Annotated in this window: 29 protein-coding genes; 13 read left to right on the plus strand and 16 right to left on the minus strand. The window is 42.4% G+C overall.

The genetic code is table 11. The features are described from left to right. Positions 1-149: 149 nt before the first annotated feature. Positions 150-1,607 (plus strand): Ig-like domain-containing protein, encoded by a 1,458-nt coding sequence (locus J4G44_RS04830; protein WP_180038263.1) that lies wholly within the window; start codon positions 150-152, stop codon positions 1,605-1,607. Between the two features lie 147 nt (positions 1,608-1,754). On the opposite strand, the gene J4G44_RS04835 is transcribed toward J4G44_RS04830, so the two are convergent. Continuing rightward, positions 1,755-2,177, minus strand: a complete 423-nt coding sequence (locus J4G44_RS04835; protein WP_207973897.1) for a protein tyrosine phosphatase family protein — start codon at positions 2,175-2,177, stop codon at positions 1,755-1,757. Beyond that, on the minus strand, positions 2,170-2,505 hold the full coding sequence (locus tag J4G44_RS04840) for a protein tyrosine phosphatase family protein (RefSeq protein WP_096902417.1): 336 nt from the start codon (positions 2,503-2,505) through the stop codon (positions 2,170-2,172). Before J4G44_RS04840 ends, J4G44_RS04835 begins: the two co-directional genes overlap by 8 nt. A gap of 123 nt (positions 2,506-2,628) precedes the next feature. On the opposite strand from J4G44_RS04840, the gene J4G44_RS04845 reads away from it, so the two are divergent. From J4G44_RS04845 to J4G44_RS04855, 3 genes are read left to right on the plus strand one after another with little or no spacing between them, the layout of a single operon-like run. Continuing rightward, positions 2,629-3,525, plus strand: coding sequence for an alpha/beta hydrolase (locus J4G44_RS04845; RefSeq protein ID WP_180112901.1), 897 nt, complete (start codon positions 2,629-2,631; stop codon positions 3,523-3,525). Beyond that, entirely contained in the window at positions 3,526-3,957 is a 432-nt protein-coding gene (gene trxC / locus J4G44_RS04850; protein WP_104853053.1) for a thioredoxin TrxC, read from the plus strand. It begins immediately after the preceding gene. Positions 3,958-3,984: 27 nt separating this feature from the next. Then, entirely contained in the window at positions 3,985-4,431 is a 447-nt protein-coding gene (locus J4G44_RS04855) for an acyl-CoA thioesterase (protein ID WP_218618957.1), read from the plus strand. Positions 4,432-4,510: 79 nt separating this feature from the next. Here the strand turns inward: J4G44_RS04855 and J4G44_RS04860 are convergent, their stop codons facing one another. Beyond that, on the minus strand, positions 4,511-5,020 hold the full coding sequence (locus J4G44_RS04860; protein ID WP_104853054.1) for a DUF4442 domain-containing protein: 510 nt from the start codon (positions 5,018-5,020) through the stop codon (positions 4,511-4,513). A gap of 12 nt (positions 5,021-5,032) precedes the next feature. Continuing rightward, a complete protein-coding gene (locus tag J4G44_RS04865) occupies positions 5,033-5,521 on the minus strand; it encodes a YajQ family cyclic di-GMP-binding protein (RefSeq protein ID WP_004976234.1) in 489 nt (162 codons plus the stop codon). 92 nt (positions 5,522-5,613) lie between these two features. On the opposite strand from J4G44_RS04865, the gene J4G44_RS04870 reads away from it, so the two are divergent. Continuing rightward, entirely contained in the window at positions 5,614-5,928 is a 315-nt protein-coding gene (locus J4G44_RS04870) for a rhodanese-like domain-containing protein (RefSeq protein ID WP_004976235.1), read from the plus strand. A 79-nt stretch (positions 5,929-6,007) separates the two neighbouring features. Here the strand turns inward: J4G44_RS04870 and mnmC are convergent, their stop codons facing one another. From mnmC to J4G44_RS04890, 4 genes are read right to left on the minus strand one after another with little or no spacing between them, the layout of a single operon-like run. Then, a complete protein-coding gene (gene mnmC, locus J4G44_RS04875; RefSeq protein WP_207973898.1) occupies positions 6,008-7,909 on the minus strand; it encodes a bifunctional tRNA (5-methylaminomethyl-2-thiouridine)(34)-methyltransferase MnmC2/FAD-dependent 5-carboxymethylaminomethyl-2-thiouridine(34) oxidoreductase MnmC1 in 1,902 nt (633 codons plus the stop codon). 37 nt (positions 7,910-7,946) lie between these two features. Further along, entirely contained in the window at positions 7,947-8,402 is a 456-nt protein-coding gene (locus J4G44_RS04880; protein WP_004976237.1) for an SH3 domain-containing protein, read from the minus strand. A gap of 5 nt (positions 8,403-8,407) precedes the next feature. Next, entirely contained in the window at positions 8,408-8,710 is a 303-nt protein-coding gene (locus J4G44_RS04885) for a YciI family protein (protein ID WP_004976238.1), read from the minus strand. Positions 8,711-8,739: 29 nt separating this feature from the next. Continuing rightward, positions 8,740-9,351 carry a septation protein IspZ gene (locus J4G44_RS04890; protein WP_004976239.1) on the minus strand — a complete coding sequence of 204 codons (612 nt, stop codon included), beginning with the start codon at positions 9,349-9,351 and terminating at the stop codon, positions 8,740-8,742. Positions 9,352-9,396: 45 nt separating this feature from the next. On the opposite strand from J4G44_RS04890, the gene J4G44_RS04895 reads away from it, so the two are divergent. Further along, on the plus strand, positions 9,397-10,251 hold the full coding sequence (locus J4G44_RS04895; protein ID WP_131261955.1) for a PHP domain-containing protein: 855 nt from the start codon (positions 9,397-9,399) through the stop codon (positions 10,249-10,251). Positions 10,252-10,356: 105 nt separating this feature from the next. Here J4G44_RS04895 and J4G44_RS04900 read toward each other — a convergent pair whose 3' ends face one another. Then, positions 10,357-11,265, minus strand: coding sequence for a bestrophin family protein (locus J4G44_RS04900; RefSeq protein WP_004976242.1), 909 nt, complete (start codon positions 11,263-11,265; stop codon positions 10,357-10,359). A gap of 68 nt (positions 11,266-11,333) precedes the next feature. Then, a complete protein-coding gene (gene radC, locus J4G44_RS04905) occupies positions 11,334-12,032 on the minus strand; it encodes a RadC family protein (RefSeq protein WP_104853058.1) in 699 nt (232 codons plus the stop codon). 113 nt (positions 12,033-12,145) lie between these two features. Here radC and coaBC point away from each other — a divergent pair, with 113 nt between their 5' ends. Then, a complete protein-coding gene (gene coaBC, locus J4G44_RS04910) occupies positions 12,146-13,420 on the plus strand; it encodes a bifunctional phosphopantothenoylcysteine decarboxylase/phosphopantothenate--cysteine ligase CoaBC (RefSeq protein WP_004976244.1) in 1,275 nt (424 codons plus the stop codon). A 77-nt stretch (positions 13,421-13,497) separates the two neighbouring features. Here coaBC and secB read toward each other — a convergent pair whose 3' ends face one another. The 4 genes from secB to rsgA all read right to left on the minus strand — a co-directional run bounded on the left by secB (position 13,498) and on the right by rsgA (position 15,839). Next, the gene (gene secB / locus J4G44_RS04915; protein WP_004976246.1) at positions 13,498-13,956 is read right to left on the minus strand and encodes a protein-export chaperone SecB; all 459 of its coding nucleotides are present in this window, start codon (positions 13,954-13,956) and stop codon (positions 13,498-13,500) included. 34 nt (positions 13,957-13,990) lie between these two features. Beyond that, complete coding sequence (gene grxC, locus J4G44_RS04920) at positions 13,991-14,245, minus strand: glutaredoxin 3 (protein ID WP_004976247.1); 255 nt, start codon at positions 14,243-14,245, stop codon at positions 13,991-13,993. Between the two features lie 33 nt (positions 14,246-14,278). Continuing rightward, positions 14,279-14,686: a rhodanese-like domain-containing protein gene (locus tag J4G44_RS04925; RefSeq protein WP_004976250.1), complete on the minus strand. Its 408-nt coding sequence runs from the start codon at positions 14,684-14,686 to the stop codon at positions 14,279-14,281. Positions 14,687-14,780: 94 nt separating this feature from the next. Then, positions 14,781-15,839 carry a small ribosomal subunit biogenesis GTPase RsgA gene (gene rsgA, locus J4G44_RS04930; RefSeq protein ID WP_096902409.1) on the minus strand — a complete coding sequence of 353 codons (1,059 nt, stop codon included), beginning with the start codon at positions 15,837-15,839 and terminating at the stop codon, positions 14,781-14,783. A 124-nt stretch (positions 15,840-15,963) separates the two neighbouring features. On the opposite strand from rsgA, the gene orn reads away from it, so the two are divergent. Beyond that, positions 15,964-16,521, plus strand: a complete 558-nt coding sequence (gene orn / locus J4G44_RS04935; RefSeq protein WP_004976254.1) for an oligoribonuclease — start codon at positions 15,964-15,966, stop codon at positions 16,519-16,521. A gap of 210 nt (positions 16,522-16,731) precedes the next feature. On the opposite strand, the gene J4G44_RS04940 is transcribed toward orn, so the two are convergent. Next, on the minus strand, positions 16,732-17,607 hold the full coding sequence (locus tag J4G44_RS04940; RefSeq protein WP_207973899.1) for a metal-dependent hydrolase: 876 nt from the start codon (positions 17,605-17,607) through the stop codon (positions 16,732-16,734). A gap of 132 nt (positions 17,608-17,739) precedes the next feature. On the opposite strand from J4G44_RS04940, the gene J4G44_RS04945 reads away from it, so the two are divergent. From J4G44_RS04945 to J4G44_RS04965, 5 genes are all read left to right on the plus strand, one after another. After that, positions 17,740-18,804, plus strand: a complete 1,065-nt coding sequence (locus tag J4G44_RS04945) for an AraC family transcriptional regulator (protein ID WP_104853059.1) — start codon at positions 17,740-17,742, stop codon at positions 18,802-18,804. 406 nt (positions 18,805-19,210) lie between these two features. Then, positions 19,211-20,014, plus strand: a complete 804-nt coding sequence (gene trpA, locus J4G44_RS04950; protein WP_004976260.1) for a tryptophan synthase subunit alpha — start codon at positions 19,211-19,213, stop codon at positions 20,012-20,014. Next, positions 20,011-20,907, plus strand: a complete 897-nt coding sequence (gene accD / locus J4G44_RS04955; protein WP_004976262.1) for an acetyl-CoA carboxylase, carboxyltransferase subunit beta — start codon at positions 20,011-20,013, stop codon at positions 20,905-20,907. Before trpA ends, accD begins: the two co-directional genes overlap by 4 nt. Next, positions 20,904-22,187 (plus strand): bifunctional tetrahydrofolate synthase/dihydrofolate synthase, encoded by a 1,284-nt coding sequence (gene folC / locus J4G44_RS04960; protein ID WP_207973900.1) that lies wholly within the window; start codon positions 20,904-20,906, stop codon positions 22,185-22,187. The genes accD and folC overlap by 4 nt, the downstream gene beginning before the upstream one ends. Beyond that, positions 22,178-23,224, plus strand: coding sequence for an SPOR domain-containing protein (locus tag J4G44_RS04965; RefSeq protein WP_373683427.1), 1,047 nt, complete (start codon positions 22,178-22,180; stop codon positions 23,222-23,224). Before folC ends, J4G44_RS04965 begins: the two co-directional genes overlap by 10 nt. A 143-nt stretch (positions 23,225-23,367) precedes the next feature. Here J4G44_RS04965 and J4G44_RS04970 read toward each other — a convergent pair whose 3' ends face one another. Then, positions 23,368-24,009, minus strand: a complete 642-nt coding sequence (locus tag J4G44_RS04970; protein ID WP_136144594.1) for a peroxiredoxin — start codon at positions 24,007-24,009, stop codon at positions 23,368-23,370. Positions 24,010-24,107: the final 98 nt, after the last annotated feature.

Here is a 24,107-nt window from a genome sequence, read left to right on the forward strand (position 1 = left end):
TTCATGTAATAAATAAATTTAGGCTAACACAAGCAAAACATTTATCATGCTTTTATTTACATAAAGCAGTAACTATGGTTACATATCTGACAATATTAATTATATGTTTGATTAACTCATAGTTTTAGAGGGATTTGGGGAATAACTCAATGAAAAAGAAAGAAATTAGTTTGAAATTTTCGGCTGTGGCTTTAGCAGTTTTATTGGCTGGCTGTGGTGGCGGTGGTTATTATGATAACAATGCTGCTGATACTGATAAAATTGAAGATAGTGAGACTGTTGAGCAAGCTGTTGTTGCGTCTGCATTAAAAATTGAATTAGACAAATTGTCTATGGCTGCGACAAATGGTCAACTTACTGTTACGGTTAGAGCCCTTGATGAAAACAAAGGGGGAGTACCAGATGCTAATATTACTTTAATGATTGTTGATTCAACGAATAATGTTAGTAATTTAAGTGTAGCTGTGCAAAAAACTAATGAATCTGGAAATGCTGTATATGTATTAGCGACTCCAAGTACGTCGACAACATTGACTGATTTGATTAACAATGGTTTTAAAATTATAGCTAAAACAAATAACGGTGCATTAAGCCAAGAACAAACAATTTCTGTCACAGGTGCTGATACTAACAATGGTTCTGATACTACAAGTATTGTTCTGTTTGATGCGACTAAAACTTCACTCAATGTTCGAGGGGATCAAACAACAGTAACTTTAACGGCTGTTGATGCTAATGGAGCTACTTTATCTAATCAAGCTATATCATTAAAAGTCAAAAATTCGTCTCTAAATGGCGTCAAGTTCACACCAAATGCTACTCAAACAGATAGCAATGGGAAAATTACGTATACGCTATCTTTCAGTGAATCGCAAAGAGTGAAAGATTATAGTGCAGAGCAGTTCATCAAAGATGATTTAGTGCTAGAAGCTAATTTTGGTCAATCAACTCAAGTTTATACATATAAATTAGATGTAGTAAGCTCTACTGTTCCTAAGCCTGTTGGTGCTATTTCTGTTTTGTATAATCCAACAAAAATTGAAGACTCAGCATCAGGTGTTTACTATTACAAAAATATTTCTGTACATGTAACTGATGTTGATGGGAAACCTTTACCAAATCAAGATGTGGTAATGGGAGTTAATGCTTTAAGTTATAACAAAGGGAATTATAATTTTTTTGATACAGATCTTCCCCCAGATGGTAAGGTTGATAAGTATCTTCCTGATGTAATAACACAATGTTTTTCTCCAATTACAAAAGTAAACATTGATGGTAAGCAAATTGATCAATTACAGCCTGTGAAGCAAGGACAGACAGTTCAGGTTGTTTCTTTTATTAATGCAGAGGATCAACCCGCTACTGATAATAAATATACAACAGATGCAAATGGACGCTTTGATTTAAAAATTCAATATCCTAAAATTTATGCAGGATATTTAAATATTCAAATTCTTGCGAACTCGATTGTGAGTGGTAAATCAATAAATGGTTCTACTAGTCTTGGCTTAAGCTACTTAATCAGTGATGTAGATATTGAAAATGGTATTGCACCAAATTTGGAAAGTCCGTATGGAACATCGTTAAATTGTTCTGATGGGGAATAATAAAACAAACAGCGCTTCGGCGCTGTTTTTTATGGAAGTTTAAATAAAAACTATAAAGAGGTCCCCACACTCACCCCCACCGTTGGGCGTACTTGCATAGAACTACAAGCACTCAGCGCCAAGACACACATCATCATAAATACAACTTTATTCATGCAACAAACCTTGAGATTTTGCTTGATGAAATAACGCACTAGAATGAGCGCCACTACGACAAATCATCAGAATGGATTTTGGAAGCTCATTATAATATTTAGCGAATTCAAGAATGTCTGTTTGAGAAATTTTACCGCTACTAACGGGTTGATAAATTACACTGATCTGAGAATTTTCAGCAATATTGCGTAATTCACTCACTTTGACTGCATTGCCCATCTCTTGATCGGGACGGTTCACAATTACAGATTTAAAACCTTGCCGCATCAACTGTGAAAATTTGGCAGCATTCATCTGACCTGCAACACTGACTTTGGTATTTAAAGTCTGAACATCGTTTTGAGCGTGACTCAGCGGGATACTGCTACAGATCAGAATACAGCAAAATACATACTTGAGGATGGGTTTAGTCATCCAACAAATCCATTTGTTTTGCTAACTGGAATAAGTTGTTTGAACGGTTACCCGTGCGGCAGAACATCAACACAGGTTTTGGCAATTCGTTATAGTGATTGGCAAACGTACGCACATCGACTTCAGTAATTTGACCCGACACCACAGGTTGATAGACATAATCTAAGCCTGCTGCACGTGCAGCTTCTTCAATTTGCGCACTGGTTGGTTGCTCAGCACCACCTTCCATATCTGGGCGGTTATTAATAATTGACTTAAAGCCTTTCTCTACAACTTGGCTCACATGCTCAGGACCAATTTGACCCGCAAAACCGACTTGTTCAGACATGGGAATACTCCATCATTTTATTCATGACAATATGCTTTATGATAGCATTAAGCAGATTCAAGAGCAGAATGTTCTGAAATATTTATAACGACGATAACGATAAAATAACGCAATGGAGCGCTTATGCATTCCTATACGGTCGAGCCTTTATATGTCAAAAGTGATCACGAGGTGATTGCTGCAGACTTTTATCGCCCTAAATCTATAGAGAAACCCGCGGTGATTCTGATGGCGCATGGTCTAGCAGCCTTGCGTCATTTTAAATTGGTGCAATATGCACAACACTTTGCTCAGGCAGGCTATGCCGTGGTGCTATTCGATTATCGCTATTGGGGCGGAAGTACAGGGCGTCCACGTGAGTTGGTATCCATAGAGGCGCAGTTAGATGACTGGCGCAGCATGATTTCACATATTGCGGAACGTAAGTCGATTGATGCCAAACGTATGATTCTGTGGGGAACTTCACTGAGTGGCGGATATGTGCTGAGTTTGGCCTCACGCTTACACAATATTGCCGCGGTCATGGTACAAGTGCCTTTTGTAGATGGTGCGGAAAGTGCCAAGTTATATCCTTTGCAGCAACTTCCGAAAGCCCTAAAAATCTCCAGTCAGGACTATATGGGAGCAAAGGTAGGGATGTCGCCCAAAACGCTTGCAGTGGTGGCGCAAAAAGAACTGTGTTTTTTACCGACCACAGACAGTTATGCAGGTTATATGTCAATTGTGAACCCCGATCATTACTGGAGTGGGGAAATTCCTGCTCGGGTGTTTTTTAATTTGATTCGTTATCGCCCCATTCAAGAAGTGCGGCAAATCAACATCCCTGTGTTATTTATTGCTGCACAGCGTGACAGCCTGATTCCAATTGAATCGAGCCGTGAAACGGCCACCAATATTGCGCCTTATGTGCAATATGAAGAGTGGGATATGCAACATTTTGATATTTATCATGGTGAATGGTTTAAAAAAGTCATTCAGACCCAATTAGAGTTTTTACAGCAACTGTTTGGAGTTCAGTAAATGATTATTGTATGCCCTGAATGCGGTGCAAAAAACCGTGTACCTGAAGATAAATTATCTGCCAATCCTGCATGTGGGCAGTGTCATCAAGCGCTGATTCCGCTTGCACCCATTGAATTGAATGAGCAAAATTTCAGTAATTTTATTCAAAATAGTGACTTACCTATTCTGATTGATCTTTGGGCGGACTGGTGTGGTCCTTGCAAGATGATGGCACCACATTTTGCAACAGTTGCCAAGCAAAATCCGCAGGTGGTGTTTGCCAAAATTGATACCGAGGCCAATCCACGCTTAAGCAGTGCATTCCATGTGCGCAGTATTCCAACACTGGTATTGATGAATAAAAGCAATGAAATTGCTAGAATAAGCGGCGCGCTACGAGCGACTGAATTACAACAGTGGTTGGATCAGCAACTCAACGCCCAGTCTTAATGCACTGTTCGTGCTAATTTAATGCAAATGTCCGGAGTGAACGTGTCAGATTCTCATGCAAAACCAGAGGGAGTGCTTTCCCTACAAACAATTGCCATGCCAGCAGATACCAACTGGAGTGGAGATGTCTTTGGAGGCTGGATCGTTTCACAGATGGATTTGGCTGGTGCGATTCATGCCGAGCGTTTTAGTAAAGGACGTTGTGCCACGATTTCCATTAACCAAATGACTTTTTTGGTGCCTGTAAAAGTGGGCGATGTGATCAGTTGCTACACCAAAATTTTGAAAGTGGGCAATACTTCAATTCAAATGCAAATTGAAGTGTGGGACAGCCATGATGATTCACGTGAAGCTGTGCGTGTTACCGAAGGGGTATTTACCTTTGTTGCGGTTGATGTCAAAGGCTCAAAACGTCAGATTCCTGAAGAAGCCAAACAGAAGTTTTTAGAAGCTCAGGCTAGTCAAGCATCATAAGTATCAAGCTAGTCAAACATCGTAATGAAAAAAATCCCAGCACAGTAGCTGGGATTTTTTCTTGGAGAGGAAACAGGCGTTAGGCTTGTTTCTGCTTTAAATGTGCTTTTGACACCCATGCCCACAACATTTCACACTGAATCGGAGCTTCGCCTGATTCATCAATCACACTGACATTGACCAGTGTTTCACCTTTGTCGGTGCTGTGCATGAGTTGTTGCTGTTCTGGGCTGAGTGTGGCAATGGCTGTCATTGCACCTTGAGTTGGACGTTTAAAGTCCACTTTCAGGCTTTTAATCAGCACAATGGCACTATCAGGCACATTCATGGCAGTTACAAAACCTGTGGCAGTTTCAGCCAACAGCGCCATAGCACAGGCATGTACCTGTCCAATATGATTCTGCATGGCTTTATGATTGGCAAGACTGACCACCACTTGCGATGGGGTTACTTCTTGATAGCGAATTTTCGCAGTGCCCACCATCGGCACGACACGACCAAAGGCTTGACTCAAAAGGCGGCTTTGAATGCCTTTCGGCAATTTTGATGTTGCTTTGACCAGTTTGTTTAAGCGATTGGTTGGTGTCATGACATCCCCAAATTAATCTTTAAAGTTGTTAAATTGCAGTGGCAGACCAAATTGTTGCTCTTTCAAGAACGCCATTACTTGTTGCAATGTGTCGCGTTTCTTGTCGGTCACACGAATTTTGTCACCCTGAATAGAAGATTGCACTTTAATGCCACTGTCTTTAATGGCTTTGTTAATTTTTTTTGCGGTATCTGAGTCAAGACCATCTTTAAGTTTGATCACTTGAATCACATTTTTACCTGATGCGGTCATTTTTTGTGGGTCAAGCGCCTGAATGTCGACTTTACGCTTATAGAAGTGATTTTCGAGCATGGTATACACTTGCTCACATTGGAAATCACTTTCAGTGGAGATTTTAATCTCTTTGTTTTTTTCATTGAGGTCGATAGAAACATCCTGACCACGAAAATCGAAACGAGTACCGATTTCTTTTTGTGTGTTTTGAACCGCATGATTCACTTCAAAAAGTTCTAATTCAGAAACAATATCGAAAGAAGGCATAATGAAGACCTTTGCAAATGGAAACAATATCTGAGATGCTAGGGATGTTTTCTTCATTTGCCAAGTGTTGTTTTACATCAAAGGAGTGCGCAATGATCCGTAAACAAGAAATTACAACATTTGAGTTCCCAGCTGACGCGATTATCTGGGATGTACGTGATGCAAGTGCTTATGCAGAAGCTCATGTTAAAGGTGCTGTGAATCAGCCAATTAACGATCTATCAGCAGAGAGTCTTACTCAGGTGTCGGCGGATCAACCCATTTACATTTTATGTGGTGGCGGAAGTAAAGCCCCACGTGCAGCGGAAAAACTAGAAGGTTTGGACAGCTCACGTGAATATGTGGTTTTAATGGGTGGTACACGTGCTGCGCGCGACGCAGGCATGCCTTTGGAACAAGGTCACTAAGTATCATCAATATGAAGAAAGCGCCGTAAGGCGCTTTTTTGTTGGGTATCGTTTTATTTCTATTTTCTCTAAGCGAGCGTTAGCTTGAAGGTGGAGGAGCTTTAAAATAAGGCTTCTTGGTTTTCACCTTTTTCTGAAAACGTGTAGCTGCCAGTTTTTGTACTAAGTTTTTAGGTACAGCGCAGGCTTCTGCTAAAACTTGTGCCGCCAGTATTTCACTGCACAACGGGGCAAATAAAAAGCCTTTAGAACCGAGTCCTGCAAAGCTGTAAATTTCCTGATCATCACGCATTTTGCCAAGTAGGGGAAAATAATCCTTACTTTGGGCGCGTAGCGAAGCGCGACCTTGCCAAGTATCTACGGGTGCTAAGTTTTCGGCATACGCAGGAAAGACACTGTGGATAAGTTCGTAGTTATGCACATGGTCTTCTGCCAAGACGTCACAATCTTCCCGATTTGGATAAAACGATGCACCTAAAATCAGTTGATCGGCATTGAGCTGCATGCAATAGCCGCCATAGCTATAGGCTTGTGATAATGGCAAAGCCTGATCTGTATTATTTACCCAGCTAACTTGCCCACGAATGGGTTTAAGCACAGGGTAATGCTCAAAAAAAGCACCGCTTTGCAGCGCTGCACAGACGATGACATGATCAAACACTCCAAGTTCAGTATCTACGCTGTGTAAGATCAGTTGCTGTGCTGTCGTGGTGATTTGTTTAATTTGAGCTTGCTGAAACTGAATGTGCGGATGCGCAAGAATTTCATCACGCAGTTGATGTGGAGAAACTGCTCCTGCTTGCAATAAGCTTAAACTGGCAAAGTCGCTTTGTGGCGTAAGTTCGGTTGCACTCTGTGCTGCTAAAATACCTTTTGGGTATTGTGTGGCTAAATCCAGCAATTCATCGGCATGTTTAAGTGCCAGTTGATGAATCTGCAACGGACGAAATGCTTTGAATGCGGCATAGTGATTTAAAGCATGTTGCCATGCCAAAGTCATTAAATGATCAGCACTTTGATGAATTGGGCAAAGTTTTGGGTTTAAGAGTGCCAAAGGATTGCCAGAACCGCCTGCAAGTGGCGCTGTTTGGTCATAGAGCGTGACTTGATGCCCTCGTTGGGAAAATGCCCACGCACAGCTTAAACCCGCAATTCCTGCGCCTATGATCGCAATATGGCGCTGTTGGTTGCTTGTTGTGGTATTTGTTGTAATTTGAGTTTCGTTCTGATCGGATATTGGCTCTATTTCAGGCGCTTGCCAGATGGCTTTCAGCATTTCCCGTTTATGCCCAAAACCGCGTGGGCGGGTGATGTGAATACCGTGTTGTTTTAAGCCACGTTTGAGTACGCCTGCCACACTAAATGAGGCAAAAGTCGTGCCATAATCGGACAGTGCTACAATCGGGTTGAGCACGGTTTCCTGCCACATATCGGGGTTACAGGCGGGTGCAAAGCCATCTAAAAACCACGCATTGACAGGAGCAGTTTTAGCAATGACAGGAAAAACTTCCTGAGCATCGCCTAGCCATAAATCTAGGCTAAAGCGTTCATCTGGAAAGTTTAAACGATGACAGCCTGCAATAGCGGCAGGGTATTGCTGAATCAGCTGTTCAGACAGATGACTGAGTTCGGGCCAAGCCGCTAAGGCACGTATAAGATCGGCTTTGCAAAGTGGAAATTTTTCGACAGAAATTGCGTGTAAATGGCTGCGATTATTGGGACGTACCTGTTGCCATAATTGCCAAAGCGCTAAAATATTTAAGCCTGTACCAAAGCCTGTTTCGCCTACACAAAAATATTCAAAATTATTCAGCGCTGCTAAACGGATGGGTAAGTCATTGCCCTGTAAAAACACATGCCGTGTTTCTAATAAACCGTTGTCTTTAGAGAAATACACATCGCCAAATTGTTTGGAAATGGGCACATCAATACCATCGACCAGTTGCCAATCCAGCTCGGCAGTTTGAATAGGCTGAAACAAAACCAGAGTACCTTAAATCAAGAGGTGAATGCTCACCTTACCATTGGCGGCGACGTTTGGTATAGACATAGCTAGCAATTAAGAAGCCGAGCAATACGCCAACCGCGAGTGTTGCAGCACCGTATAAAAACATTTGCGCACTGCGTTCACTTTGCAGTACTTGAACTTGCACGCCTAAATTATCATTTTTAAGTTGCAGTTCCTGATTCTGTGCCAAAGCATCGAGATTCGCTTGTTCAAGTTGTTGTAAACGTGTGCTTTGATCTTTAATCAAGGCTTTGGTTTTAGCTTCTTGAAGGGCTTTATTTTTGGCAATTTGTTCTGCAGTCAAAGGTTTATCTTGTGCAGGAGTAACCCCATTGGCTGTTGCTACAGCTGCCGTGTTGGTCACAGCAGCAGGAGCAGGTGCAGTAGGTGTGGTTGTGGCTGGCTCAACTGCATATACAGGTGAACTGAGCAGAACAGCAACAACACTGGCAACAACGAAACGCATAGCGCTTATCCTTGAGGGAATGCTTTATTGAATGGCTTAACGTCAATGTGGCTATATACACCTTCTTTTAAGAAAGGTTCGTCTTGTAGCCATGCATCGAGTGCTTCACGACTGTCAAAATCGACAATCATGGTGCTGCCATAAAAGCCTGCTTGTGGATTGCTTGGGTCTTTTGGCATTGCCCCCGCCACAATTAAGCGACCTTCGGCATCGAGTTGTTGCAAACGTGCAAGATGTGCAGGACGGGTCGCAAGACGTTTTTCCAGTGTACCTTCACGGTCAGTACAACTCAGAACAAATAAAGGCATAGTTACTCTCGAATATCGCAGATCAGAAATTATTCAGATGTTTTAAAGTATTTGCGCAATACAATAAACTGCACAATGATAAAGGAAAACATCACAATCATGTCACCAAAAGCAGTGAATTCGCCCCAATATTTTCCGTCCATAAATAAAAATGCAAAAAATACGTGTAGGAAAGACATGACTGCAAACATGGCTGCCCAAGTATAATTCAGGTTTTTCCAGCCAGCTTCGGTCAAGTTGAACACAGGCCCAAATAAGCGTTGAATCAGTGGTTTACGGTCTTTGCTGAACCATGGTGATAGCAAAAAAGCACCTGCAAATACAATGTTTAAAATGGCAGCTTTCAGGCGAATATAAAAGTCATCGCTTAACATTAAAGTAACGCCACCAAAAATTACGGTCATAAACAGCACAATCCACTGTTGTTTATCTAAACGGAATTTTTGCATGATAAACAATGCGCCGTACACCACTAACATCGAGATGATCAGACCTGTGGTGGCCACCAAAATATGGTTGTTATCGACACCGCCTGCAGAGCCGATGAGTTGTAGTAATTGATGATTAGTGTCTTTTGGATCTACAGTTTTGTATAAATAAAAGAAAATAATGAGGGGCACAAAGTCTAAAAGTGCTTTCATGTTAGAGTATCTAAATCTGATCAAATAAATGACATAGTATAAGTGATGCACGGCGTAGATTTACATACACACAGTAATATTTCTGATGGAACTTTGTCACCTGGAGAATTGGTGTCTGCGGCAATTCAGCAGGGCATTCATACCTTGGCATTGACTGATCATGACACAATGGATGGGCTGGCTTTGGCAGAGCAAGCGGCTCAGGGGCAAGATTTAAAGATTATTTCGGGAGTGGAAATTTCCAGTCAATGGTCACGTCCTGCCACTAAAAAAAGCTATAGCGTGCATGTGGTGGCGCTAAACATGCAAAATCCTGCACCTTTACAGGCGCTGCTGGAACAGCAAAAACAAATTCGTGCAGAACGTGCCAAACAAATTTGTGATTTACTCACTCCGCTGATTGGACAAGATATTTATAATGATGTACTTCTTAAAGTCGAAGGCGTAGCAGATCGGATTACCCGTACGCACATTGCCAAAACCTTACAAGAAAAAGGCATTGTAACGCGTGTGCAGCAAGCATTTGATAAATACATCAAAGAAGGCAAAAAGGCTTATGTGAAATTTGATGGCTTGAGTTTGGAAGATACGATTCGGGTAATTCATGACAGTCAGGGTTTTGCCGTGTTGGCGCATCCAACCCGTTATGATTTATCTGCGACCAATATTCGTTATTTGATTGAAATTTTTGCCAAATATGGGGGTGATGCAGTGGAATTGCCGCCTAATATTGACCCTGCATCGACCCGTCAAATGGTGGATCGCATGATTGCTGAACATGGTCTAAAAGTATCTGTCGGCAGTGATTTTCATGGTGAAAATATGCCGTGGATTAAATTGGGCAATATTCCGCGGGTGAAAGATGGTCAAATTGGGATTTGGGAGAGTTTTGTTGAGTAACTCCCTCATCCCAACCTTCTCATATAAGCAGATGTGATATCCATTATTAAAATTTAGAAAGGATAAAAACTCCTTCTCCCTCTGGGAGAAGGTTGGGAAGAGGGTCTAAAGCAAATTATTGTCCTGTGCCTGAATTGGTGGTGGCGTTGGTTTACCCAACGTACCCAATAATTCAATTTCAATGGTTCTTACCATGGCATCTAAAGGTAAGTCATTGCTTTGCGTGCCAAAAGGTTCTTCAATTTCAGAACTGAGCGCATCCAGACCTAAAAAAGTATAAGCCAAAATACCGACCAAAAGCGGAGTCGCCAATCCGAGTGTAGACCCTAAACTAAAGGGCAACATAAAACAGAAAAAGTACACTGTTCGGTTAAGTAGGACTGAATACGCAAAAGGGAGCGGTGTGGTAGCAATACGGTCACAACCCGTGAGTACCAAACTCAGCTCTGTGACGTGTTGATTCATTTGTGTGTAAATAATATCGGAAATTTCGCCCTCTTTAAGTGCTTGCATTAACTCCCATTGAATCAAACTGAGCGTGTATTGCGGTGCATTGGCTTGTTGATACAGTTGGGTAATTGCTTGCTGACTCATGCCACTGGTTTGAATTAACTCGGTTGGATTGGCAGTTTGATGACGCAGGCGGTCGCGCAAGACATTGGCAAATACAATGACGTGCTGAATGACGCGTTCACGTCGTGCTTGACTAAGTATACGGCAGTCGCGGTCAAAGTGGCGCGCGTTGGCAATCAGCATGCCCCAAAGTTTACGTGCCTCCCACCAACGGTCATAACAGGCAGAGTTTTTAAAGCCCAAAAAAATCGACAGCACCACCCCAATTAAAGTAAAGCCAACCAAAGGCAATTCTGGAAAATGAAAATAGCCAATATAAGACAAACCGCCAATAATGGTGGAGATCAACATCACCACGCCCAAAGGCGGTAAGACCTTCGGTAAAATCGTGCCCCGCCAAGAAAACAGTAAGTTAAATACACTGGGTTGATCGACTATCATTTTATTAGAATCATCACAATTTTTTGATGATCTTCTGTGCTTGTGCAGGCTTTGTCAATATGCAAATTTTAAGTGTGCTCAAATTTAAGCAGTTGTTGTTCGGCAAAGGAAAAATTACCTTCACTTGAGATGATACAGTGATCGATCAAACGCAGCTCTAGCAACTGACAGGCTTGCTGAATCTGCTGCGTCAGGATTAAATCTGCACGTGAGGGATGTGGCAATCCGAAAGGATGATTGTGTGCAATCACAATCGCCGTAGCGTGTTGGCTAATTGCAAAACGCAGCAATTGATTAATAGAAATTTCACACGAATTCACTGCGCCATAAAATAACTTTTTAAAGCTGATTTTGCGTAAACAGGCATCTAGACAAAGTACCGCAAACACTTCTTGGGTTTCGCCCAAAAGTTCAAAACGCAAATACTCCATCAAACGTTTGGAGTTGCTAAGCTCTAGCGCATCTTGTTTTAAATGTTCAGCCACATAACGCCGTCCGAGTTCTTTAACTGCCATGAGCTGTGAATATTTACTGTTACCCATGCCGTGAAATTGACACAACTCGGCAATGGGTGCATCGAGTAAAGTAGTGAGATTGCCAAAATGCTGAATTAGCAATCGTGCCAACTCCACCGCAGAATGTTGTTGCGAGCCTGAGCGCAGGAAAATAGCCAGTAGTTCGGCATCGGACAAACTTGCAGCACCATTTTGAATCAGACGCTCACGTGGCCGTTCTTGTTCAGGCCAATGTTTAATAGATAAATGCATTGTTATTTGACTTTTTTATTCTAAATTTGAAACTTAAATCCCAACAGATCTCTTGGGAATGACATTATTTAATGCTATTGTGAGCGCCACTGCAACAAAAAGGTGGCTTATTTGTGAGCTTCGATTTAAGCGTCCTCCCTCATAAAAACATTATTTTAGCTGTGACAGGCGGCATTGCGGCCTATAAAAGTGCGATTTTAGTGCGTCGTTTAAAGGATGCGGGGTTTAGTGTTCGCGTGGTCATGACCAAGGGGGCACAAGCTTTTATTACACCGCTGACCTTTCAAGCACTGTCAGGCAATCCAGTACATACCGAATTATTAGATACCGAAGCCGAAGCAGGCATGGGGCATATTGAATTGGCACGGTGGGCCGATTTAATTTTGGTTGCGCCCGCCAGTTGCGACACCTTAGCCAAATTTGCTGCAGGTCTGGCCGATGATTTGCTCAGTACTTTATATTTAGCCACCACTGCACCAGTTTGGGTTGCACCTGCCATGAATCAGCAAATGTGGGCAGCCAAAGCCACACAGCGTAACTTAACCACTTTGGTGGAAGATGGCGTGCATGTAATTATGCCCGATGCGGGCGAACAAGCCTGTGGAGATGTTGGTTTAGGGCGTATGCCAGAACCTGAAGATTTGGCGCATCAGGTGACGCAGTATTTTCATCAGGCACAGCGTGCTTTGGTGGAAAAATTTGGCATGTTGGCAGGCAAAAATGTCACCATTACAGCAGGCCCAACCCGCGAAGCTTTAGACCCTGTGCGTTATATTTCTAACCATAGTACAGGCAAAATGGGTTTTTCTTTGGCTGCAGCCTGTTATGCAGCAGGGGCAAAAGTCACGCTTATTGCAGGCCCAGTTAGTTTAGATACGCCAAATGGGGTACAGCGAATTAATGTGTCTTCTGCAATTCAAATGCTAGATACCAGTTTGCAGATGCTTGAACAAGGCTGTGATATTTTCATCGCTACAGCCGCGGTGGCAGATTACCGCGTGGCAGAAATTGCGGAACACAAAATTAAAAAATTAGGCGATGAGCTGAATGTGGCGTTGGTCAAAAACCCTGATATTGTTGCGACCATTGCACAACAGGAAAAACGTCCGTTTATGGTTGGCTTTGCTGCAGAAACCCGCAATGTAGAAGAGTATGCAGCAGGCAAGTTGGTGGCGAAAAAGCTAGATATGATTGCCTGCAATGACGTTTCCCGTGCCGATATTGGTTTTGCTTCCGATGAAAATGCCATGACGGTATTTTTTGCCGAAAGCTACCGTATGGAAAAACGCGATTTGGAAAAAGCCTCGAAACAGGAAATTGCGCAGCAATTGGTCGAAGCGATTCATGATGCCTTGTATCGAGATCCATCTCAGGATGATGATTTTTAATTTTGATCGTCCATCAGCAAACGGATGACATAAAAAACCGCTGAAATTTCAGCGGTTTTTTTATATCCAATCGCGAATTAAGCTTGACCTTCAGCTGCAGCGGCTTGAGCACGTTGCATATTGGCTTCAAACTCGGCATCGAAGTTGATTGGCGTTAACAATAATTGTGGGAAGCTGCCTTTGGTAACCATATCATTCACTGCTTCACGCAAGAATGGGAACAAAATGTTCGGGCAGTATGCGCCAAGAATGTACGGTAAACGCTCTTCTTCAACGCCATCAATCAGGAAAATACCAGCTTGGGTAACATCAACAATAAATGCAGTATCGCCTGCGTTGTTGGCTTGAACCACAACTTTTAATGCTACTTCAAAGTGGGTTGGATCAATTTTTTCTGCAGAAGATGACAGGTTGATGTTCAATTCAGGCTGCCATTCTTTGGTAAATACTTGTGCCCCAGGAACTTCAAAAGAAATGTCTTTGGTATAAATACGCTCTAATGCCAATTGTGGTTGAGCTTGTTGTTCTTCACTCATGTTAAATCCTTAAGAGTTGGTTATCGTGTTATGTTTATGCCAATAATTGATCAAGCTTGCCTTCGCGATCTAACGCATATAATTGGTCAAAGCCGCCAATAAATTGGTCATTGATGAAAATTTGTGGAACGGTACGATGATTGGTACGTTGCATTAATTCAACACGTACTTCAGGCGCTTCATTCGACAAATTAATTTCTTTATAGGCAACGCCTTTACGCTCAAGGAGTTGTTTTGCACGAATGCAGTATGGACATACAGTCGTTGAATAAATAGTGACTTCAGCCATGATTGTTCTCCTTGCGAAAAATATTGGGTAAAACTATTTGCTTTTTACTAAAGGTAAACCTTGTGCTTTCCAGTTGCTAATACCGCCATCTAAACGATAGGCATCGGTATGTGCGACCTGTTGTAAAGCACTGCCTGCAACCTGACCCAAGTTACAGATAAAGACCAATGGGCGATCTGAGGTTTTTAACTCTTCAACATGCTTGGTAATTTGGCTATAGGGAATATTGCGGCTACCACTGATATGACCTTCACGGAAATCTTTGGCATCACGTAAATCAATCAACATGGCATTTTTAGCTTTGACTAAAATACCCAAAGATTGTGGGGAAATTTTGCGACCATTGCGTTGACCTTCTAACACAAAGAACAACACTACCAATACAGCCAGCGTCCCAAATAAGAAGGGATGATTCCCCATAAATTCGAACCAACGTTCCACAAGTCACCTAATTACAATGTCAAAATTGTTCAAGAGTATAGCGTATAAATATGGCGATCAAAAACACCGCTTCAAGGGCAGCGCCATAATAAAATTAATTTTTTTGTTGCGCTTCGGCAATTTCATCACACAGTCTTAAATAACTGTCTAAACGACGCGATAATATTTCACCTTCTGCAGCAGCCAGTCGCAGCGCACATTGCTTTTCATGTTTATGGGTACAGTTGCGGAATTGGCAATGCCCCAGCAGGTTTTCAATTTCAGGAAAACCATTTTGAATTTTATCTTGGCTTAAGTGCCATAAACCAAATTCACGAATCCCCGGTGAGTCAATTAAGGCTGCACCATCTCCAAAGCCAATTAAGCGGGTAGAGGTTGTGGTGTGTTGTCCAAGTGCTGAGTTTTCTGAAATGATATTGGTCTTTTGCGCCGCTTCAGGCACGATGGCATTAATCAGCGAGCTTTTCCCCACACCCGATTGTCCAACAAAAGCCACCGTTTCACCTGCCAAACGTGCCGCCAAATGCTCTAAATTCGCATCGGACTGGGTTTGCATGACTTCATACCCCAAGTCTTGATATTCCTTAAGCAAGTCTAAAATCGGGTCGTTTTCTTTGAGCAAATCAGATTTGTTTAAGACCAATAAGGCGGGAATATCGGCATCGGCACAAGCAACCAAATAGCGGTCAATCAAGCCCGGTGCAGGTTCAGGCAAAGGCGCAAAAACAATCACAATCAAACTGATATTGGCGGCAACAGGTTTAACTTTGTGATAACGATCAGGTCGGGTCAATAAAGATTGGCGTGGATGAATCGCGGTAATAATCCCTAAACCTGTATTCGGATCGGCTTGCCATTTGACCCGATCTCCCGTCACCAATAATTCTAAATTGGTGCGAGTATGACAACGCCAAATGCTGCCTATTTCGATAGGTTTCCAAAACGGTTCAGGCTCACCTGCGTGCACCACAGGTTTTTCAGGATGAATTTCAGGAACAGATAAAGCCTGCACTTCTAATTGACGACCATAGTGTTGTACCACCAAGCCTTCTAAATCATGTGAAGTGTCAATGTCTGCCTGACGTGACTTGTGTTGTTTTTCAATTCGACGTTGCTGTTGTTCAGTCAATCGACGCTTACGAATTAAAGCCATTCATATCCTAAAAAAACCATGAACTCAGGATGGCAAAAATAGCATGAAGCGGGGGCACAGTTACAGCCAAGAAGCAAGAAATTTGCTACTATGCTGTTTTTAAGCCGAATAAGATTGCACATTTATGAGCAGCACGCCTGATACTCGCCTCATTTGGATTGATTTGGAAATGACAGGTTTAGATACCGATAACGACCAAATTATTGAAGTGGCTACCATTGTGACCGATGATCATTTAAATATTTTGGCAGAAGGTCCTGTGCTGGCTGTGCATCAACCTGATCGTATTTTAAATGCCATGGATGAGTGGAATACACGTCAGCATGGACAATCGGGCTTAATTGAGCGTGTGCGTCGCAGCAAACTCACTGCGCAGGATGCAGAGCAGCAAACCATTGAGTTTCTAAAAAAATGGGTCAATCCTAAAACATCGCCAATGTGTGGCAACTCAATTTGCCAAGACCGCCGTTTTTTACACCGTTTAATGCCTGAATTGGAACAGTACTTCCATTATCGTAATTTGGATGTTTCATCAGTGAAAGAGTTGGCAAAGCGCTGGCGTCCAGAAATTATGAGCGGTTTGAAAAAGAATGCGTCGCATTTGGCGATGGATGATATTCGTGATTCGATTGCTGAGCTGAAATATTATCGCCAATACTTTTTTATTATGAATCAGGACTAAAACCTTTTTCTGCGTAGGAGATGGAGCTGTAACAGTAACAGCGATCTCTTACGCTTAAACTGTGTTGGTCACTCATAAATAAGAAATAATAAGATATGACTCAGCATTGCCTTATGCCTTACTTTATATAAAGATATTAGAGGCAAGTTTGTATAAAGCTAAGCAATGCTTAGGTGTTCATTGGTTAAAAGCCAAGCAAAACCAAAAGCTTTATTTTCCTGCCTGCCAAAATGCTTCACCTGCCTGAATTGGGTCGCCTGTTTGCGCTAAAGTCTCAAGCCAGACATCATATTGCGCGATGATTGGATGTTGGCTAGGGTGAAAGTCAGGTTTAAACCAATCACGATATTGTGATTGCATTTTGCGTAATTTCCCTTGTTTGCCAAACAGCCATTGCAAGCCACGTACATTCATTTTAAGGCGCTGGATACGATTAAACCCATCGCATTTCAGCATGACATTGGCGCGGTACAGGGTAAATCCGAACATTAAACCTGTGGTCAGCACCAACGCCATTTTTCGGGTCACTTCAGGCACATTGCCCACCTGTTGCATCACATCAAACGCCACATCACGATGTTCCATTTCTTCAATCGCATGCCATGCAAATAAGGCGCGGACATAAGGATGTGCATCTTGTAGCGTGTCTTTTTCGCCATAAAAAGTTTCTGCCATAAGTGCAGTTAAATGTTCCGCAGCCGCTGTCATGGCGATGTTGTATTGGGGCGAGCGATATTTCAGTTCAAACTTAAACACTTTGTTTAGACGCTGAATAAACTGATCTACAGGCATGCCTTGATCTTTCATAACCTGATTCATTTTGTCGTGTGCAATGCCGTGCTGAGCTTCTTGCCGAATAAAATCGGCAACACGTTGTTTTAAGTCTGGGTCTTGAATTTGATCACGGAACAAACGTACCGATTGAATGAAATAACGCTCGCCATCAGGAAAAGTCAGGCTCAAAGCATCAAACATGCGGGTTAAAAACGGGTCACCTGCAAACCAGTAACGCGGCACATCGGCTAATTTAAAATCGAGATTGCTGCGTACTATGGGCGCAGCATGATATTGGACAAGTGCATTCATTTTATTTTATTTCACTCTGGTCAATCCTGTTTGCAGTATGTCGGGCTTTGGCAGATTTGTTTTGACAGTATTTGCCAGTTTTTATACATTAAACGACAAAAGAAAATGATGCATGTCAAAATGAGCAAGCACATGAGCGAAATTCAAATTCCAAATGGCTATTATCAACTTTGGTTACGCTATTTATCTGCACAGGGCAGAGTTCCTGAGCAGCTTGGATTTTCGCCTGCACAATTGCAGCATTTACAGCATGTGTTGGCATTGCCTATGGATACCCAATCGTCTTATCAATTTTTTAATGAGATCATCCAACACAGTATTCAGTTTTTAGATTGTCCAACGCTTGTTTTTGAATTGGCGCGTTATATTCAGCCTGAACATTTTGGTGTGCTCGGCTATATGGCATCGCGTAGTAATAGTGTTGCAGAAGCCCTTCAATATATGATGCGTTTTAGTCGTTTGGTGGTAGATGGTACGGCAGCCGTACCGATGCGACTGGAACAACAACCAGATGCTTTATATTTATCATGGCCGTTGGTGGATGAAAAATACAGCTTGGTTCATGAAATGACTTTTGCCTGTATGACTCAATTGGCCATGCAAATTTTTGATTTTCAACACTCTCCGATACGGGAGATTCATTTTGCCCATGCACCGCGTATGGCGATGCTGCATTATGAAAAGTTTTATGGTTGTAAGGTTTTATTTAAGCAAGCGGAATATCAAATTGTTTTAAATTTAGAAAGCCTCAGTTTAAAACCACAGCAAGCCGATCCCTCTTTAATTCATTTACTCACCAAACAAGCTGAAGATGCGATTGCGTTAAAACCACAATTAGAAACCGTGCAGCAGCAAGTCCAAGAGCAGGTGGCGCATTATTTACGTTATGAACAGCAAGTGCCGAGCATTGAATGGGTGGCGCAGCGTTTATTTCGTTCAGGGCGTACGTTACAGCGTCAGCTTAAACAGGAAGGTACGGGTTTTAAACAGATTCTTGAAATAGAACGGATGCAGCGCTGTGAAAACTTACTGCGACAAAATGTGAGCCTAAGCGATATTGCACAGTTGTTGGGTTATTCAGACCAATCGGCTTTGGCGCGTGCCTATAAAGCCTGTACAGGACAGACCTTGCTAAAACGTAAACAGCAGTTGCAGCAAGCTGAGGATGCACTTTCTCTACAGCAAAATACGCCATAAATAGTATGGATTGGCTCATTATCAACAGGTGATTTCGCGCTAAGAGATTGAAAATAAGCTGTGTGTAGCCATGACCGAATCAGCTTTTGCAAGGTTGATAAAGCCTAAGATAAAACCTGAAGTTGTTTATTTTTATCAATATTTTTAAATTTAAAAGCACGATTGAGCAAGTTTCAAAAACCGATAAGCAGGCAAAATTAGGCATCTTTGATCATTGAGAAAAAAGCGCAAATATCAGTAAATGTAGCCTCGCGGTTGTTCTGAATAAATCGTTTTGCAAACAGAAATGCAGCAACTCATGCCTGTGCGCTATTCATTGAGTAAAAAATAGCGTTACAATGGGTCAATTTGTATTTCTACAATAGCAAATGTCTCAGTTTTAATCATTCAAGGAAAATACAACCCTATGTCACGTTTAGCCACACGATTTGCACAGCTTGAATCTCAACAGCGTAAGGCCTTGGTTTCTTATGTTATGGCAGGTGACCCTCATCCAGAAGTCACAGTTCCGTTGTTACATCAAATGGTCGAGGCAGGGGTAGATGTCGTTGAATTAGGTTTGCCGTTTTCAGACCCAATGGCTGATGGTCCAGTAATTGCCCTCGCTGCAGAGCGAGCGTTGGCAGGTGGAACCAATACGCTAGATGCTTTAAACATGGTCAAAGAGTTCCGTCAAAAAGATCAGGAAACTCCTGTGGTATTGATGGGATATTTAAACCCTGTAGAAGTCATTGGTTATGAAAAGTTTGTTGAATATGCACATGACTGTGGTGTCGATGGTGTACTTCTGGTCGATTTACCACCTGAAGAAGCCCAAGAATTTGATGAAGTCCTGAATAAATATGGGATGAATCAAATTTTCTTGTTAGCGCCAACTTCTACACCAGAGCGTATTCAATTTGTTGCAAACCAAGCCAGTGGCTTTATTTATTATGTTTCTTTGAAAGGCGTGACGGGTGCAGCAACACTTGATGTTGCAGAAGCAGCAACCCGCATCCAACAGATTAAAGCTGTAACCAACGTGCCTGTGGGTGTGGGTTTTGGCATCAGTGATGCTGCATCTGCCAAAGCAATGGGCGCGGCTGCCGACGCAGTCATTGTCGGAAGTGCTTTTGTAAAACAATTTGCGAGCTTAGCACCAGAACAAGCCGTCATTGCAACGGTTAATAAAGTGAAGGAGCTTCGAGCTGCGCTCGATGAGTTAGTATGAGTCAAGAAGTGAAAACAGGGAAAATTCTAAGCCCATCGACGCCGTGGACTGCACGTGGTGTACCTGGTATTGAAACACCAGATGAGCAACAAGCGTTAAAAGCGATCTTTACTGAACCAACGATTGAATGTCCAGAATGTCATGCCTTGGTGACACGTACGGCAATGTCGTTCAACGCTTATGTATGCCCACAATGTGATGAACATTTACGTATGAAAGCGCGTGAGCGTTTAACTTGGTTCTTTGACCAAGTGCAAAACGAATTAGGTCAAGAATTCTCTGCCAAAGACCCACTCAAATTTGTAGACAGCAAAGCTTATCCTGAGCGTATGACTGAAGCGCAAAAGAAAACGGGTGAAACCGAAGCTTTAGTGGTGATGCAGGGCTTATTAAAAGATATGCCAGTCATTGCTTGTGCATTTGAGTTTGATTTTATGGGCGGCTCAATGGGTACCGTAGTGGGTGACCGTTTTGTGCAAGCTGCTGAACGTGCGATTCAGCAAAAACAACCGTTAATTTGCTTCGCAGCATCGGGCGGTGCGCGTATGCAAGAAGGCATGTTGTCATTAATGCAAATGGCGCGTACTTCTGCAGCAATTCAACGTATGAAAGAAGCAGGCTTACCTTACATCGTAGTATTAACACATCCTGTATATGGTGGTGTAACTGCATCATTGGCGATGCTGGGTGATGTGCACATTGCAGAACCTAAAGCGATGATTGGTTTTGCGGGTAAACGTGTCATTGAGCAAACTGTACGTGAAAAACTGGAAGAACCGTTCCAACGTGCAGAATACTTACTTGATCATGGTGTGGTCGATCAAATTGTCCATCGTCATGCATTACGTGATACAGTTTATCGTATTCTTGCGAAACTGATGAACTTGCCTTGAACACAGCACCTCTTGCAACCGATGATTTAAACACATGGCTCAATTATTGGAGCCATGTTCACGTTACGGGTATTGATTTAGGTTTGGAACGGGTCATTCCCGTTGCAGAAAAATTGGGTGTAACCCATCCTAAAGCTAAAGTCATTACGGTTGCGGGAACCAATGGCAAAGGCTCAACCACAACCACTTTAGCGGCTATTTTAAATGCGCAGGGCTATCGGGTTGGGTTGTACCAATCGCCGCATATTTACCGTTTTAATGAACGGGTCAAATTAGCAGGTGTCGAGGTCGATGACCAAAGTTTGATTGATGCTTTTGTGCAAGTCGATCAAGCACGACGTGATTGCGATCTGAGTTTATCTTTCTTTGAAGCCACGACTTTGGCAGCCTTTGTGATTTTTAAAGCACGTGACTGCGATGTGTGGGTGCTTGAAGTCGGTTTAGGCGGACGCTTAGATGTGGTCAATGTCGTCAATCCTGATGTGGCGGTTATTACCAATATCGGTTTAGATCATGTCGATTGGTTAGGCGATAGCATCGAAAAAATTGCCTATGAAAAAGCAGGCATTATTCGTCCTAACATTCCTGTCATTTTTGCAGGTCAGCAAGATTTGCCTCAAGCTATTCACGACAAAGCAGCAACCTGCAATGCACCTTTGTTTGTCTTGAATCGTGATTATTTTTATCGGGATATGCAAGATGGTCAGTTATGGATGTTTGCTGCATCGGGTTGTACCTTAAAACTTCCAACAGGCAGTTTAGCCCTCGATAATATTTCAACGGCTGTGGCAGCAGTCTTGCACAGTGGTTTAGAAATTACCCAAGACGCAATTGCACAAGGTATTCAAACGGCCAAATTGGCGGGACGTTTTGAAATTCGTCAAATTCAGGGCAAAACCGTGGTTTTTGATGCAGGACATAACCCGCATGGCGTTGAATTTTTGTTAAAGCAATTGCGCAATTTCTTAAATTACAATAAACAGTACACTGAAGTGGTCAGTGTTTTTTCAATGCTTGCAGATAAAGATATAAATTCTGTGGTTGAGTTATTGAAAGATAGTGTCGTAATGTGGAAAATTGCCACATTAAATGTGCCTCGTGCGGCAGAGATCACGGTTTTGGATCAGGCTTTGCAAGGCGAAACAATACAACACTTCGACAGTATACAATTGGCTTTTAAATCAGCACTGGATGAAACAAAAAATAATCAGCTGATTTTGGTATGTGGATCATTTCATACCTTAGAAGCGGTATGGGAGTATTTGGAAGAATGTCAATGAATAACAAACAGCGCTGGATGGGTGGCGTTGTTTTATTAGGTGGTGGTGTTTTATTGGCAGCATTGCTTTTAAAAGGGCAAGAAGAAATACATCAAAATAATGTGAAAACCCCAAGCCAAGCCGAACAAGTTCAACATAAAAATGCCAATCAGGCAGAAATGGTGCAATTGCAACCTTTAACTGTCGATGTGCAAACCGAGCAGCGTCTGCTTGAAGAGCAGCGCCGTGCGCGTGAAAAAGCAGTAGCGGAGCAAGAAGCACGTGCAGCTGAGTTTTTAGCGATGCAACAACAGGCAGAAGCTGAAGCAGCGCGTAAAGCTGCAGAAGAATATGCTGCCTTAAATGCATTGCGTTCTGGTCAGCAGCAAAGTTCTGACAATATTCCGCCTGAATTGGTCGAAGATGAACAAGCCAAGCAAAAGCGTTTGGCTGAAGAAAAAGCCGCCCAGCAAAAGAAGTTAGAGCAGCAAAAGGCAACGGATGCCAAGAAAGCTGCTGAGTTAAAAGCTGCGCAAGAGCGTAGTGCTGCAGAGAAAAAAGCAGCAGATGAAAAGCGTTTAGCGGAAGAAAAACGCATTGCAGAAGAAAAACGTTTAGCGGAAGAACAACGCCAAGCCGATGCAAAACGTAAAGCTGAACAAGAGCGCAAAGCCGCTGAAGCGAAAAAAGAAGCAGAACGTAAGGCTGCCGAAGATAAGCGTAAAGCTGAGGAAAAACGCAAAGCTGAAGAAGCAGCCAAGAAAAAGACTGAAGCTGAAAAAGCACGTAAGTTATTGGAAGAAGGTGATAAGCAGTGGATGGTACAAGTGGCTTTGGCTGCTAACCAAGCCAATGCCGATGCTTTGGCGGCAAAACTGAAAGCCAAAGGTTATAAAGTCACCCAAAGTCCAACGTCTAAAGGGGTTCGGATTATGGTTGGGCCATCTAAAGACCGTGATGCTGCAGATGCAACCCGCAAGAAAATTACCGCAGACCCAAGTTTGAATATGAAATCTGCATGGGTGATTGACTGGGTACCGTTAGATAAACGCGACTAGATCATTCGATCAAAATGTTTATTAAAAAGGATTTAATCTTTTGGGTTAAATCCTTTTTTAATGCTGATTGAGTTTAGGCGTGTTTCAAATGCTTTGATTGTAAAAAGCCTATCCGAAGATAGGCTTGCTCATGTAACACTTAATTAAGTGCGGTTCGGTTGTTTGGTCAAACGTAAATAAGGCTTGATGGCTTTATATCCACTTGGGAAGCGTTCTTTAAGTTCCGCTTCATCCTGAATGGCAGGCACAATGACCACATCTTCACCATCTTGCCAGTTGGCAGGCGTTGCAACCTTGTAATTGTCAGTCAGTTGTAGTGAATCAATGACACGTAAAATTTCGTGGAAATTACGTCCTGTAGAAGCAGGATAAGTAATGATCAAGCGTACTTTTTTATTTGGATCAATAATGATTAATGAGCGGACAGTCAGTGTTTCGCTGGCATTCGGGTGAATAAAATCGTACAGGGTAGACACTTTACGATCTTGGTCAGCAAGAATTGGGAAATTAACCGTTGTATCTTGAGTTTCGTTAATATCTTGAATCCAGCCTTTATGAGATTCAGCATCATCTACAGAAAGTGCAATCGCTTTGACATTGCGCTTGCTGAATTCATCTTTCAGTTTTGCGGTATAGCCTAGCTCGGTGGTGCAGACAGGTGTGTAATCGGCAGGATGCGAAAATAGAATGCCCCAGCTGTCACCTAAAAATTCATAAAAATCAATTGGGCCTTCATTTGAATCTTGTGTGAAGTTGGGTGCGATGTCACCTAAGCGAATAGTCATTGTGTACCTCTGTCTTGTTTTGTTGTGTGATGTATGCGTACTACTATGCGCCATTCCTTTTGCAGAATTAAATAGTGTTTTTGTATGTGCTTATGAAT

This window comes from Acinetobacter towneri, from assembly GCF_017498585.1.
Classification (GTDB): Bacteria; Pseudomonadota; Gammaproteobacteria; order Pseudomonadales; family Moraxellaceae; genus Acinetobacter; species Acinetobacter towneri.